A 13954-nucleotide genomic window follows, 5' to 3' on the forward strand; every position below is an offset into this window, starting at 1 on the left:
ATCGGCGGCTCTGGCGCGAGCTTTAGGCTGAAATAGCGGCGCGGGGAAACGCTGCCTCAAGTTATTGCGTGTTTCGCCGATGCAGTAACCGCAGCCCCTGTGCCATCCGCTTTTTTTGCTTGGAAGCGCCATCCGGAGTCCGCTTGATCATTCAGCCCACCAGCCTGGCCGCCCTCACCTGGGCGGGCGCCGCCGCCGGCAGCACCGCCGATAGCTGGCGGATCGGCAATGTGTTGCTGGCGCGCCCGTTGGGCGTGAGTCCCCAGGGGACCATCGTGCTGCAGATCGGCGCCACCACGGTGGAAACACAGTCGCCTGGCACGCAGCTTCCGCCGCAGTTCCAGGTGCGCGTCCTGAGCCTGGGTGCAGAACCGATGCTCGAAGTGATCCTGCCGCAGACCGCCGAAACGGTGGTCCAGCAGGCCATGCGCGAGCGCCTGCCGCAACAGAACGGCTATGCGCCGCTGCTGGCGACGCTCGCAGCGTTGGCCCAGCGTCCCGCCGCGCGGCAATTGCCACCGACGATCCGTACGGCGCTGGCGTTGCTCGAACATGCCATGCGTACACCCGAGGAAATCAGTTCCGGACCGGGCCTTCGCGAAGCGGTCACCCGCAGCGGCCTGTTCCTGGAAGCACAACTCGCCGACCCGATGGCGCTCGGCAATGCGGTCGGCGAGGAAGACTGGAAGGCCGCCCTCTTACGACTGGCGACCGCGCTCGCCGAAGACGGCTACGCGGTCAAGCCGACCGTCAGCGGACCGGGTTACGCACCCGACACCGCACCGCCGCTGCAACACCGCGGCTTGCAGGCACAACCGCGCGCGGGCGCGCCGCTGGAAGGCGACCCGCTGCTGGGCGAAGAAGACACGCTGGATCTCAAACCTCTGCTCGAACGCCTCACCGCCGATGTCCACGCGGCATTGGCCCGACTGGAAGTGGCACAGCTGGAGACGGCAACCACCTCGGTGTGGATGGTCGAAATTCCCGTGCTCAGCCACGATGGCCGCGACGTACTGCAACTGCAGCTCGAACAAGGTACGGCGAGCGACGATCCTGGCACCTGGACCCTGGGCTTCGCCTTGGAGCTGCCCAGCCTGGGACCGGTACAAGGCGAAGTACAGCTACGCGGGCAACGCCTGAGTGTGCGGCTTTGGGCGCACATGGCTGCCACCGTGGAAAAAATCGAGCGACGCTTCGATCAGATGCGCGACAGGCTCAACGCCAGCGGCCTGATCCTCGACCAGCTCATCTGCATGCACGGCCTGCCGCAAACCGGTCAGTCGCGCAGCGCCGTGCTCTTGAAGACCATCGCATGAATCCGTCGCTGCCCGCTCCCCGCCGCAAAGTCAGCCTGCGCTTGACCCATAGCGAAACGGCTGTGCCGGCCATGGCGCCGGAATCGCTCGAGCGCCTGCTGGCCCGCGCCCGCGATGCCGGCGTGCCCTTGCATCACGATCCGCAGATCGCTGCGCTGCTGGCGGCATTGCGTCTGCGCGACGACGTGCCGATGCCGTTGTATGCGGCGGCGGCGGCGTTGCTCGGGTGTATTTACGATGCCGCTGGGGAATGACGAGCGAGGGACGAGGGATGAGTAGCGAGGGCGTACTGCTGGATGCCACCGCGAACTCCAAGTCCACGAGAGCACCATCGCGGAATTGAACACCGGCACCCGTCGCTCGGACTTGCGCCCTCGCTACTCATCCCTCGCCCCTACTCCACGTCGCCGGAGCCATGCATCCGCCGCACCAATTCCGCCTCATCGCGCGACAAACCGCAGCGCCGCACCAGTTCGTCCACGCTCACGCCTTCGCGGGCCAACTGCTGCGCCAGCACGAACATCTGCGCCGACGGCGGCGGTAACGGAATGTGGGCGCCATGGCGCTCCAGATGGCGCTCGACGCCATCGAGCCGACGCTCCAGGCGCCCGAGCATCATCACCAGCATCGAGGTCGGCACGTCGGTACCGGCGGCAGACAGGCATTGGGCCAGTTGCACGCGCAGACGCAATTGCTGACGCCAGATCCAGTACAGCAGCACGCCCTGTGCAGTTACCAGCAAGATCAGCGCGATCAGGCCAATCTCCATCCCCATCGATCACTCCCCAAGTACCGCCCCCTGCGGCAAGCGGCATAGTTTGCGCACATCCAGCAGCGCAACGAAACCCTGTTTCCAGGGCACCACGCCACGAACGGGGTCGTCCGCACGCACGGCGCGCCCGGCGGGAGGGGCGGCCATGTCCGATTCGTTGACCGAAAGCAGCTCGTCGACGGCATCGACACGCACGCCGACCTGATGGGAATCATGGGTCAGCACAACGATACGTCCCTGGGCAGGACTGGACGTCTGTTCGTCCAGCCCGAGGCGCTGGCGGCCATCGAGTACGGGCACGATCTGGCCTCGCAACAGACGGATGCCGAGCAGGTCTTCGGCGGAACCGGGGACCGGCGTCACCGCGCCGTCGCGCACGATTTCATTGACCTGGGTCAGGGGTGCGGCATAGGCCTGGCCGGCCAGGAAGAACACCAGCCATTGAGATGCCACTACGGTGTCCTGAGCTACTGCGCTCATGCTTATCCCTTGTTGTCCGGTTGCGGCGTGGGCAATGCGATGACGGCGGCGGCCGTTGGCGTCGGCGGGAACGGTTTGTCGCCGATCAAGGCGGGCAACGCCGGCAGCGCTGCCGCCGATGCCGCGGTCGCCGGCGCGGTGCCGGGCTCGCGATCGGCCAGCGGATGCTCGGCGTCGGTATAGAAGCGGCTGGGCGCATTGCCATCGCTCAACACCACGACCAGTACACGGCGGTTACGATTGCGCCCCTCTTCGGTGCCATTGTCGGCCGCCGGGCGGAATTCGCCCCAGCCGATGATGCCTAGCCGCCCTGGATCCACACCCTGGTCTGCGAACAAACGCGCCACACTCGCCGCGCGCGCCGCCGACAGCTCCCAATTGGAAGGAAATTGCGCGGTGTTGATCGGTTTGTCATCGGTATAGCCCTCTACCCGCAGTGGGTTCGGAAAGGGCGAAAGGATCTGGCCGATCCGGCTCAGCACCTCATCGGCCGAAGTGGACAGCTTGGCCACACCGCTAGGAAACAGGATATCGGTGCGGATCTCGATCTCCAGGTAGCTCTCGGTGCGCCGCATGGTGATCAGGCTCTTGTCGATCAGCGGCTGCAACGCGTGCTGCACTTCGCCCTGGATGCGTTCGAGATTCTGTTGCTGCCCGCCCGTGCGTTGCACGGTCGGCTGCTCGCCACGGCCCGGCACCGGCTGACGACGCAATGGCAGTTCGATGCGACGCTGCGATGAAGTCGCCGTCGAGGACGCACCGGCATCGGGCACTGGCGCCAGCACGGATGGGGTACGGCTGGGGGTCGCCTCGAGGCGTTTGCTATTACCGTTGAACGCCTCGATGATCGATTGCGACAACACGCGGTATTTGCCTTCGTTCACTGCGGACATCGCATACATCACCACGAAGAACGCAAGCAACAACGTAATCAGATCGCCGTACGGAATCGCCCAGCGCTCATGATTGACGTGTTCTTCGTGGCGCCGGCGCCTCATGCCAGATAGCCCTGCAACTTACTTTCGATCTGGCGCGGGTTATCGCCTTGTGCGATCGACACCAGGCCTTCGATCACGATCTCACGCATTTCGCTTTGTTTGTGCACCAGGCCCTTCAGGCGCGCGGCCATCGGCAGCATCAGCAGGTTGGCCAGACCGATGCCGTAAATCGTCGCAACGAAGGCGGCGGCGATACCGTGACCGAGCTTGCTCGGATCGGCCAGGTTCTGCATCACCGCCATCAGTCCCATGACCGCGCCGATGATGCCCAGCGTCGGCGAATAAGTGCCGGCGTTCTCGAACACCTTGCTCGCGTCCAGATCGATTTGCTCGCGCGTGCCCAGCTCCACCTCCAGCACGCTGCGGATCGCTTCCGGTTCGCTACCGTCGACGAGCAACTGCAAGCCCTTGCGCACGAAGCTGTCCTGCTCGGCATCGATCTGTGGCTCCAGGCCCAGCAGGCCTTGCCGGCGCGACAGCTCGCTCCAACCGACGATACGACTGATCAGGTCCGCCGCCTGGTGACGCGGCGGTTTGTAGACCAGCGGCAGCATGCCGCCGGCGCGCTTGAGTACTTTGCCGGGCGTCTGCACCAGCAAGGCGGCAACGGTGCCAAGGAATACGATCACGAACGCCGCCGGATTCCACAGCGCTTCCAACGAGGAACCCTTGAGGATCGTCCCGGTGATGATGACTACGAAGGCGAGAATCGTGCCGATGATGCTTACCAGATCCATATCAGGCACTGTCCTTCAAGAGTTGGGGACGCGCGGCTGTCGCCAGCAAGGCGCCGTCCTCATCGGCAAGACCCGCCAGATCGAGCACCAGCGCCAGGCGGCCGTCACCGGTCACGGTCGCGCCGGCGATGCCCGGCGTACCGGCGAACAGCGGACCGAGCGGCTTGACCATCACGTCCTCCCGGCCGATCACCGCATGCACCAGGCAACCGATACGCCGGTGCCCGATATGCACGACCACCACCTGCCGCGGCGGCGATGCCGCGGCGACGCGCGACCAGACCGCAAGATCGCCCAACGGCAGTGCCCGGCCACGATGCGCGGCGATGCGGCGGCCGTCGAGCCATTGATCCTGTCCGGCAGCCAGCTCGAAGACTTCGCTCACGTTGGTCAGCGGCAAGGCGAACAGGCGATCGCCCACGCCCACCATCAGCACCCGCTGGATCGCCAGCGTCAACGGAACCGCCAGTTCCAGTTCGCTGCCCTGCCCCAGGCGCGAATGTACCTGCAGCGTGCCGCCCAGCTCGATGATGCGTGTCTTGACCACATCCATGCCCACACCGCGCCCGGAAATATCCGAGACCGCGGCCGCGGTGCTGAAACCGGGACGGAAAATCAGTTCGAGCGATTCGGCATCGCTCAGGCGATCGGCCTGGGCCTGGTCGATGACACCTTTCTCGACCGCCTTGGTACGCAGTACCTGTGGATTCATGCCGCGACCGTCGTCGGAAACGACGATGACGATGCGTTCGCCGCGCTGGCTGGCCGACAGGCGTACGCGTCCCTTGCGAGACTTACCGGCACGTTCGCGATCGTCGGGCATTTCCAGACCGTGATCGACGGCGTTGCGCAGCAAATGCACCAACGGATCGGCCAGCGCTTCGACCAGGCCGCGATCGAGCTCGGTATCCTCGCCCTCGGTGACCAGCTCGATATCTTTCCCGAGCTGCCGTGCCAGATCGCGCACAATGCGCGGAAAGCGCTGGAACAGACGGCCCACCGGCTGCATCCGCATGCCGATGACCGCGCCCTGCAATTCGTCGGCGACACGATCGAGATCGCCCGCCGCAACACCCAAGGTTTCGTCGCCGCTACGCGCGGCCAGACTGATCAGGCGGTTACGCACCAACACCAGCTCGCCAGCGCGATTGACCAGATCGTCCAGCCGGCCGGTATCGACACGCACGGTCTGTTCGGCCTGCGCAGGCGCGCGTGCCGCCTTGGCCGGCGCGGGTTTCTCTGCGACGGGAGGCGCCCTGGGCGGCTGTGCTGGAGCGGCGGGCACGCCGCCCTGCCCATGCAGGCTGTCCAGCAACGCTTCGAATTCGTCGTCGCTGATCGTGTTCGGGTCTGCCGGTGCGGGCGCGGGAGCGCCGGGTGCGCCGCTGCGACCGTACAAGCTGTCGAGCAGCGCCTCGAACTCGCTGTCATCGATGGTGCCGCCGGCACCTTCCTCCGGCATGGGCGCGGCCAACGGTACGGGCTTGGCGACCGGCGCGGGCTTGGCCTTGTGCTGCAGCCGCGCGAGCAGGCCCGACGGCGGCATCGGTAAAGTTTCGCCGGCACCGAGTGCATCCATCTGCACATTGAGCAGATCCAACGCCTCCAGCAATGCGTCCATCTGCGTCGAATCGAGCACGAACACGTTGTTGCGCGCGTCGTTGAGCAGATCTTCCGCCTGATGGCACAACTGCACCATCGCTTCGATCGACAGGAAGCCCGCACCGCCTTTGACCGTATGGAACGCACGGAACACGGCGTTGAGCAGGTCGGCATCGCGGGGCGAGGCCTCCAGCTCGACCAACTGTTCGCTCAAGCGTTGCAACAGCTCCCGGGCCTCGACCAGGAAGTCATCGCGCAGCTCGTCGTCCAGGGGAGATGCCATCGAACGTTCCTTCAGAAACCGAACTCGCTGAGCAGACGATCCGCCTCGTCCTGGCTGTTCACCTTGGCCGCAGCTGCCGGCGATTCGCCACCGGCCAATGCACCGGTCAGGCGCACCAGTTCGAGCAAGGAGGATTCGACGCTCTCGATGAAATGCGCCACTTTCTTGATGCGCTGACCGGACAGGTCCTGCCAGGATTGCGCCAGCACCATGTCAGCCAGGCCATCGCGGCAACCGACGGCGAAATCGCGTGCCTGGTTGGCCAGGACGGTGCTCGCTTCATGCTCGCCGCTCCAGGCCAGCACTTCGATCGCGTTGGCTTCCAGTGCTTCTGCCTGCGGCCGCATGCGTTCGACGAAATCGAGACTGCGATGCGCGGCCTGCGAACTCATCTCGAGCACGTCGAGCAGGTTTTTGCGCGCATCGGCCACGCTATCGGGCACACCCTCGACCGCCAGATCGTTGCCCAGCCGACGGACCGCCTCGTGCAGGTCGCGCGCCAGCACACCCAATGCGCGGAACAGATGTTGCTCGCGCTGCCGTGCCAGCGCATCGAGCGCGAGCTCGAAATCGGCACGATCGGCACTGTTGAGCAGTTGTTGAAGTTCGGCAGGCAACGAATCGCCAGAAAGAAGCAAAGTACTCATGCGGTGGCTCCCTGCGCGGCCAGGCGTTCGAAGATCTTGTCGAGCTTTTCCTTCAGCGTGATCGCTGTGAAGGGTTTGACGATGTAGCCATTCACGCCAGCCTGGGCGGCGGCGATGATCTGGTCGCGATTGTTCTCGGCGGTAACCATCAGCACGGGCAACGCCTTGAGCGCGGGTTCGGCGCGAATGGCGCGCAACAGGTCGATGCCGGTCATATTGGGCATGTTCCAGTCGGTGACGACCAGGTCGAAGGGCATTTCCTTGAGCATGCTCAAGGCATTGTTGCCGTCTTCGGCCTCCTGGATCAGCGGATTGGAAAAGCCCAGCTCGACCAGCAGGTTGCGTACGATGCGCCGCATGGTGGAAAAGTCGTCCACCACCAGGATTTTCATGTTCTTGTCCAACTCGCTTTCTCCGCTAAGCGTTTGTAAATCGTTCGGCAGCCAGGCAAGGATCCATGACGGGGTGACTGGCCCCTAGAACCTCGCCCCTTTACGTCCGCGCACGGCGTTATCCGCACCGTCGCGCCAACCGGACATCCGCGCGCGCAACCGCACCAGCGCCTGGCCATGGATCTGGCAGACACGCGATTCGGTTACGCCAAGCACGGCGCCGATTTCCTTCAAGTTCAATTCCTGTTCGTAGTACAACGACATCACCATCTGCTCGCGTTCGGGCAGGCCGCCGATCGATTCGATCAGCGCCTCGCGCATGCCTTCCTGCTCTACGCGATCCTGCGGCTCCAAACCTTCCTGGTCGGCTACGTCGAGCGCGCTACCGCCTTCGTCGTCGTCCGGCGCGGTCAGGCTGAGCAAGCGCGCGCTGGTCGCATCGGCAAGGATCTGGTGATACTCCTGCGAGCTGATCCCAAGGCGCCGAACCACTTCGGCATCCGTGGCATCCGCACCGGTCTCGTTTTCGATCTGCCGCACCACCTCGGTGACTTCGCGCAACTTGCGATGTACCGAACGCGGAGTCCAATCGGTCTTGCGCAGCTCGTCGAGCATGGCGCCGCGGATGCGTATGCCGGCATAGGTCTCGAAGCTGGCCGAGCGATCGGTCGCATAGTTACGCGCCGCCTCGAGCAAGCCGATCATGCCGGCCTGCACCAAGTCGTCCACATCCACGCTCGAGGGCAACCGGCCCATCAGGTGATAGGCAATACGGCGCACCAAAGGCGCGTGCTGGCGCACCATGTCTTCAGTGCTTTCGCGTTGGAGTTGCAGGTATTCGGAAGCCACGCTCATCTCGCCCACCCATCCCCCGCCAGGTTCGGCTCCAGCGCCGCCTGACTGCCAAAGAAGGCGATCCGGTCGTGGTTGGGGTACTCGGGTTCACCCCATGTATCGACCGCACCTGCCAATTGCTTAAATGCCTGTGCCGACCGGCTGCCCGGCGCGGCATCGACCACCGCGCACTGGCGGCGGATCGCCCGGCGCAGGTACTCGTCGTGAGGTACCAGGCCCATGAAGTCCAGGGACACGTCCAGGAACCGGTCGCTGACCCGGGAAAGCTTTTCGAACAAATGCTTAGCCTCGCCGGCATGGCGCACCATGTTGGCCACCACGCGGTAGCGACGTACACCGAAATCGCGACTGAGCACCTTGATCAGGGCATAGGCATCCGTCAGCGAAGCCGGCTCGTCGCAGACCACCAGGATCACGTCGTCGGCGGCCGCGGCGAACATCGCCACGCCGTCGGACACCCCTGCAGCCGTGTCGATCAGCAGATACTTGGGCGGCTGGGCCAGTTCGTCGAAGGCACGGATCACCGCGGCATGCTCGCCATTGCTGAGCTGCGCCAGCCGGCGAGCCCCCGATCCGGCCGGGATGATCTTCAGGCCATGCGGCGCGGTCACCGCCAGTTCCTCGATGGTGCAACTGCCGTCGAGCAGATGACCGATATGCCGCGCCGGCGTCAGGCCGAGCAGCACGTCGACATTGGCCAGGCCCATGTCCGCATCGAGCAACATGGTCTCGTGCCCGGCCATCGACAGCGCCATGCCCAGGTTCACCGCTACGGTGGACTTACCCACACCGCCTTTGCCGCCGGCGATAGTGATCGCCCGACTGCGATGCCGCTTCAGTCCCGTGCCGAGGCCCATCGCCTGATCTGTCCGCATATGCTCACCCACATGCGCGTCGCGCGCGCGCAACGCCGCCAAAGCAGGAAACATCTGCCGCAGGCCCCACGCTTGATTCATCGCCAAGGTTCCCATTGCGTTATGCGCTCGCCATGCCGAGGCCAAAACGTTCGGCCATCGTGCTGTCTTCGGTGGCACCGCCACTCTTGAGCGCTTGCGCGGCACGGCATACCAGTGCGCGGGCGTCTGCGGCGGCGATGTCTTCAGGTACGCGCTGGCCGTCGGTGACGTAGTCCAGCGGCAGGTGATGCCGGATCAAGGTGGATAGCGCACCGCCCAGATTGGGCGTCTCGTCAAGCTTGGTCAGGATGCAGGCCTGCGGTTTCAACGGCAGGTAGGCGCGAATTGTCGCGTCCAACGCCTGAGCTTGGGTATTGGCTGCCATCGCCACGCATACGCGCACCTCGCCGGCATCTTGCAGCAACTCCATCTGCTGTTGCAGACGTGGATCGCTGCCGGCAACGCCAGCGGTATCCACTAGTACGGCCTGGCGGCCTCGCAGCGACGTGAGTACCTGACGCAGGCTGACAGCATCGTGTGCCGGATAGACGCGCACACCGAGCAAGCGGCCATAGTGCTCCAGCTGCGCTGCCGCACCGATGCGATAGTTATCGGTGCTGATCAGCGCGACCTGCTGCGAGCCGTGGCGCAACACCGCACGCGCGGCCAGCTTGGCGATCGTCGTGGTCTTGCCCACGCCGGTCGGGCCGACCAGGGCGATCACACCGCCGGTGGCAGCCAAGTCACGCCCGCTCACCGCAAGACTGCGGCTCAGCACACCCAGCGGCAGATAACGCGCCTGTTCGGCGTTGATCTGTTCGGGTAGTTCATCGATCAGCTTGCGCGCCACATCCGCTTCGATACCGAGCTTGGTGAGGTCGCGCAAAATGCGCGCCCGCAGCGGATTGCGGCGCTCCATATCGTTCCAGGCCAGGCTGGACAACTGCGTTTCCAGCATGGTGCGCAAATCGCCGAGTTCGGCGCGCATACGCGCGCTATCTTGTGCTGCGCGCTCAAGCATGGACTGGATCGGCGCCGGTTCCACGCGCGTGACAGGCGGCGGAGGCGGCAAAGCTTCACGTGCAGGTTCAACGGCGCGAACGGGCGCTTGCTCCACCGGCGGCGCACTCGGCGCGGCTACCGGCGCCGCATGTGTCGTTCCCGCCATCGCCTGCTTGGCGCGCGTCAGCAGCGGCGTGCGCTCGGGCTTGGCGGTTGTCGTGGAAACGGGTGCCTCGGGCTTGGCCGAAGGCAATGGCATGCCATGGCGGGCGGCCTCGCGCACCAGTGCTTCGTCGTAATCGACGGCGGCGATGATCTCGATGCCTTCATCGAGCCTGCGCGTGGACAGGATCACCGCGTCGGGCCCCTGCTCCTCGCGCACCTCGCGCATGGCCTGGCGCATATCCGCGGCAACGAAACGTTTGATCTTCATGCTTGCATACCCAAAGCATAGGGAAGAGGGGCGAGTAGCGAGGGCGCACGACGATGCGCCTGGTGCGGACATACCGTCTGTGCGGAAGCACGACACGCATTCATGATGACGCCCTCGCTACTCATCCTTCGCCCCTCATTCGATTCAGCGACCCAGCGCCTGCACCAGCCGCACACGACGGTTGTCAGGCACCTCGTTGTAGGCCAGTACGTGCAGGTTCTGTGCCACATGGCGAGTGAAGCGCGCGAGCCATGGACGCAGCTGGGGCGGTACCAGCAATACAGCCGGTTCGCCGCTCTGATCCTGCCGGCGCGCGGCATCCGCGACGCTCTGCTGCAGGCGATCTGCCAGGCCAGGTTCGACCGCGGCGCCCGCCGCGCCAGCGTTGCCCAGCGATCCGAGCAGGATCTGCTCGAGCTCCGGCGCCAGCGTGATGACCGGAATCTCGGTACCCAGTCCGGCGATCTCCTGGACGATCTGGCGGCCCAGGGTGACGCGGACGGCAGCGGTAAGCGCGCCGGGATCCTGACTCTGGCCCGCATGCTCCGCCAAGGATTCGACGATGCTGCGCATATTGCGGATCGGCACCCGCTCGGCGAGCAGGTTCTGCAGCACCTTGACCACCACACCCAGCGACAGGCGCTTGGGTACCAGGTCCTCGACCAGCTTGGGCGCGCTGGCAGCCAGGCGATCGAGCAGCTGCTGCACGTCCTGGTGGCTGAGCAGTTCGTGCGCATGTCCACCCAGGATGTGCGAAAGATGCGTGGCGATCACCGTGGCCGGATCGACCACGGTATAACCCAGGCTCTGCGCATGATCGCGCTGGCCGGCTTCGATCCACACCGCTTCCAGGCCGAAGGCCGGATCGGTGGTGGCGATACCTTGCAGGGCACCGTGCACGCGGCCCGGATTGATCGCCAGCAGACGCTCGTTGTAGACCTCGGCCTCGCCCATCGGCACGCCCATCAGGGTGATGCGATACGCGTTAGGCCCAAGATCGAGGTTGTCCCGAATATGCACTGCCGGCACCAGGAAGCCGAGCTCCTGCGACAACTTGCGGCGCACGGATTTGATCCGGCCCATCAGCTCGCCGCCTTGTGCCTTGTCGACGAGCGGAATCAGGCGATAACCCACTTCCAGACCCACCGGATCGACGCTGGTCACATCGTCCCAGCCAAGCTCCATCTTCTCGCCCGAAGCCGGCGCCGGTAGCGCTTCCACGGGCACGGCAGCCAGACGCTGCTCGGCTTCGCGCTTGCGCTTGACCATCAACCACGCAGCGCCGCCGCAGGTTGCGCCCAGCAACAGGAAAGCAATGTTCGGCATGCCCGGAATCAGACCCATGACACCGAGCACCGCGCCAGCGACAGCCAGCGCGCGTGGCTGGCCGAACACCTGGCCGATCAGCTGCTTGCCCATGTCCTCTGAGCGCGACACGCGGGTAACGATCACTGCAGTGGCGATCGACAGCATCAGCGACGGCACTTGAGCCACGAGACCGTCGCCGATGGTCAGCAAGGTATACGTGCGCGCAGCTTCGCCAGCAGAAAGACCGTGCTGCATCACGCCGACGAAAAAGCCACCGACAATATTGATCAGCAAGATCAGGATGCCTGCCGTCGCATCGCCGCGCACGAACTTGGAAGCACCATCCATCGAACCGTAGAAGTCCGCTTCCTCACGAACTTCCTGGCGGCGCTCGCGCGCCTGCTCCTGCGTGAGCAGACCGGCATTGAGATCGGCGTCGATCGCCATCTGCTTGCCGGGCATCGAATCCAGGGTGAAGCGTGCAGTAACTTCCGACACGCGGGTCGCGCCCTTGGTGACCACCACGAAGTTGATGATGGTCAGAATCGCGAACACCACCAAGCCTACGGCGAAGTTGCCGCCGATGACGAACTCGCCGAACGCCTCGATCACCTTGCCCGCCGCGCCAGGGCCGTCGTGGCCATGCAGCAATACCACGCGCGTAGAGGCAATGTTCAGCGCCAGTCGCAACAACGTGGCCATCAGCACTACGGTGGGGAATGCTGCGAATTCCAGTGGCCGCATCACATAGATCACCGCCAGCAGGATCACCAGCGACAAGGCGATGTTGAAGCTGAAGAGCATGTCCAGGATGAATGGCGGCAGCGGCAACATCATCATCGCCAGCATCGCCAGCATGATGATCGGTGCGCCAGCGCCACGGCGCCCGACCTGCTTCAGATTTTCCAGTGCGCTAACGGCGGCCATTCGTCATCCGTCAATCAATTGTCGCGGTAAGGCCCCATCAGATCCGGATCGACCTCGGGGCGCGGTGGCTCGGGGGGCGTCACGCCATGCGCAACCGCCTGTTTCAGCTGATAAACGTAGGCAAGCACCTGGGCCACGGCCACGTACAGCGAAGCAGGCACTTCCCGCCCGATATCGGTAGTCGCATACAAGGCGCGTGCCAACGGCGGCGCCTCCACCAGCGGAATGCGATGACTGCCGGCGACCTGTCGGATTTGCATCGCCAATACATCGACACCTTTGGCGATCACCTTCGGCGCGCGCATGCGGCCATCGTCGTATTGCAGGGCGACGGCGAAGTGCGTCGGATTGACCACCACCACATCGGCCTTGGGCAGCTCCTGCATCATGCGTCGGCGCGACATCTGGATCTGCACCTGGCGGATGCGCCCCTTCATTTCCGGGCTGCCTTCCGATTCCTTGTGTTCGTCGCGTAGTTCCTGCTTGGTCATGCGTTGCCGGCGGTTGTGGTCGAAGCGCTGCCAGAGCGCATCCACGCCGCCGATCAAGCCCAGCATGACGCCGAAGATCAGCCCCGCGCGGCCAAGCAGACCGAGCGACTGTGCGATGCCGGCGCCGACCGAGCCACGGCCGGTCTGCATCATTTCCGGCTGCCAATTGCGGATGAGCGCGATCAATGCGATGCCGATCAATGCAAGCTTGAGCAATGACTTGCCCAGCTCGACCAGGCCACGCATCGCGAAGATCTTGCCCAGGCCGGCAATGGGGTCGAGGCGCTCGAACTTCGGCTGCAGCGCTTCGGCACTAAAGTTCAGGCCGCCAAGCAGCGTGGGTGCGGCCAATGCGGCCAATAGCGTCGCCGCAGCGATCGGCGTGAAAATGCCAAGCGCTTCATGCAACGCGCCGAACCACACTCGCCCCGGCAAATTGCCAGCGAACAAGGCATCGCGCGAATAGCTCAGCCCGAGGCGATAGATCGAGCGCACATGCTCCATCGCATCATGGCCAGTGGAAATCAGTGCTGCCACTCCCGCCAGTACTACCATCGCGCCGGATAGATCGCGCGATCGGGGAACATCGCCCTTCTCCCGCGCTTCGCGCAGGCGTTTTTCGGAGGGTTGTTCGGTTCGGTCTTCCTGTTCCTGATCCGCCACCGGCCTAGCCTCCGACCAGTTCGCGCATCAGCGACCAGGCCGATTCCTGGATCGCTTCGAACGTACCGTGCAGGCCGCTCAGCGACAGCCATAAGGCCACGAAGCCAAGCGTCACCGTGATCGGGAAGCCCACCGCGAACAGATTCATCGAC

Annotated in this window: 14 protein-coding genes; 2 read left to right on the forward strand and 12 right to left on the reverse strand. The window is 64.7% G+C overall.

Translation table 11 applies throughout. From position 1 onward, the window contains the following. Window positions 1-143 precede the first annotated feature (143 nt). Window positions 144-1316 carry a flagellar hook-length control protein FliK gene (locus VIM98_RS02430; protein ID WP_331991498.1) on the forward strand — a complete coding sequence of 391 codons (1173 nt, stop codon included), beginning with the start codon at window positions 144-146 and terminating at the stop codon, window positions 1314-1316. Continuing rightward, the gene (locus VIM98_RS02435) at window positions 1313-1570 is read left to right on the forward strand and encodes a flagellar biosynthesis protein (RefSeq protein WP_331991499.1); all 258 of its coding nucleotides are present in this window, start codon (window positions 1313-1315) and stop codon (window positions 1568-1570) included. The genes VIM98_RS02430 and VIM98_RS02435 overlap by 4 nt, the downstream gene beginning before the upstream one ends. A gap of 140 nt (window positions 1571-1710) precedes the next feature. On the opposite strand, the gene VIM98_RS02440 is transcribed toward VIM98_RS02435, so the two are convergent. The 12 genes from VIM98_RS02440 to flhB form a co-directional block, all read right to left on the reverse strand. Further along, window positions 1711-2091: a DUF2802 domain-containing protein gene (locus tag VIM98_RS02440; protein WP_331991500.1), complete on the reverse strand. Its 381-nt coding sequence runs from the start codon at window positions 2089-2091 to the stop codon at window positions 1711-1713. A gap of 3 nt (window positions 2092-2094) precedes the next feature. Continuing rightward, window positions 2095-2568: a chemotaxis protein CheW gene (locus VIM98_RS02445; protein ID WP_331991501.1), complete on the reverse strand. Its 474-nt coding sequence runs from the start codon at window positions 2566-2568 to the stop codon at window positions 2095-2097. Between the two features lie 2 nt (window positions 2569-2570). Beyond that, entirely contained in the window at window positions 2571-3566 is a 996-nt protein-coding gene (gene motD, locus VIM98_RS02450) for a flagellar motor protein MotD (RefSeq protein ID WP_331991502.1), read from the reverse strand. Then, a complete protein-coding gene (locus VIM98_RS02455) occupies window positions 3563-4303 on the reverse strand; it encodes a flagellar motor protein (RefSeq protein ID WP_331991503.1) in 741 nt (246 codons plus the stop codon). The genes motD and VIM98_RS02455 overlap by 4 nt, the downstream gene beginning before the upstream one ends. Window position 4304: 1 nt before the next feature. Continuing rightward, a complete protein-coding gene (locus tag VIM98_RS02460) occupies window positions 4305-6188 on the reverse strand; it encodes a chemotaxis protein CheA (protein ID WP_331991504.1) in 1884 nt (627 codons plus the stop codon). A gap of 11 nt (window positions 6189-6199) precedes the next feature. Then, window positions 6200-6835 carry a protein phosphatase CheZ gene (locus VIM98_RS02465; RefSeq protein ID WP_331991505.1) on the reverse strand — a complete coding sequence of 212 codons (636 nt, stop codon included), beginning with the start codon at window positions 6833-6835 and terminating at the stop codon, window positions 6200-6202. Beyond that, window positions 6832-7239 carry a chemotaxis response regulator CheY gene (cheY, locus tag VIM98_RS02470; RefSeq protein ID WP_331991506.1) on the reverse strand — a complete coding sequence of 136 codons (408 nt, stop codon included), beginning with the start codon at window positions 7237-7239 and terminating at the stop codon, window positions 6832-6834. Before cheY ends, VIM98_RS02465 begins: the two co-directional genes overlap by 4 nt. Window positions 7240-7311: 72 nt before the next feature. Next, window positions 7312-8082, reverse strand: a complete 771-nt coding sequence (locus VIM98_RS02475; protein ID WP_331991507.1) for an RNA polymerase sigma factor FliA — start codon at window positions 8080-8082, stop codon at window positions 7312-7314. After that, window positions 8079-9038, reverse strand: coding sequence for a MinD/ParA family protein (locus VIM98_RS02480; RefSeq protein WP_331991508.1), 960 nt, complete (start codon window positions 9036-9038; stop codon window positions 8079-8081). Before VIM98_RS02480 ends, VIM98_RS02475 begins: the two co-directional genes overlap by 4 nt. 19 nt (window positions 9039-9057) lie before the next feature. Continuing rightward, window positions 9058-10413, reverse strand: a complete 1356-nt coding sequence (gene flhF, locus VIM98_RS02485) for a flagellar biosynthesis protein FlhF (protein WP_331991509.1) — start codon at window positions 10411-10413, stop codon at window positions 9058-9060. 144 nt (window positions 10414-10557) lie between these two features. Beyond that, complete coding sequence (flhA, locus tag VIM98_RS02490) at window positions 10558-12648, reverse strand: flagellar biosynthesis protein FlhA (protein WP_331991510.1); 2091 nt, start codon at window positions 12646-12648, stop codon at window positions 10558-10560. Between the two features lie 14 nt (window positions 12649-12662). Next, window positions 12663-13802 carry a flagellar biosynthesis protein FlhB gene (gene flhB / locus VIM98_RS02495; protein WP_331991511.1) on the reverse strand — a complete coding sequence of 380 codons (1140 nt, stop codon included), beginning with the start codon at window positions 13800-13802 and terminating at the stop codon, window positions 12663-12665. Between the last annotated feature and the right edge of the window lie 152 nt (window positions 13803-13954).

The sequence above is a fragment of the Dyella sp. genome, assembly GCF_036568765.1.
Taxonomy (GTDB): Bacteria; Pseudomonadota; Gammaproteobacteria; order Xanthomonadales; family Rhodanobacteraceae; genus GSA-30.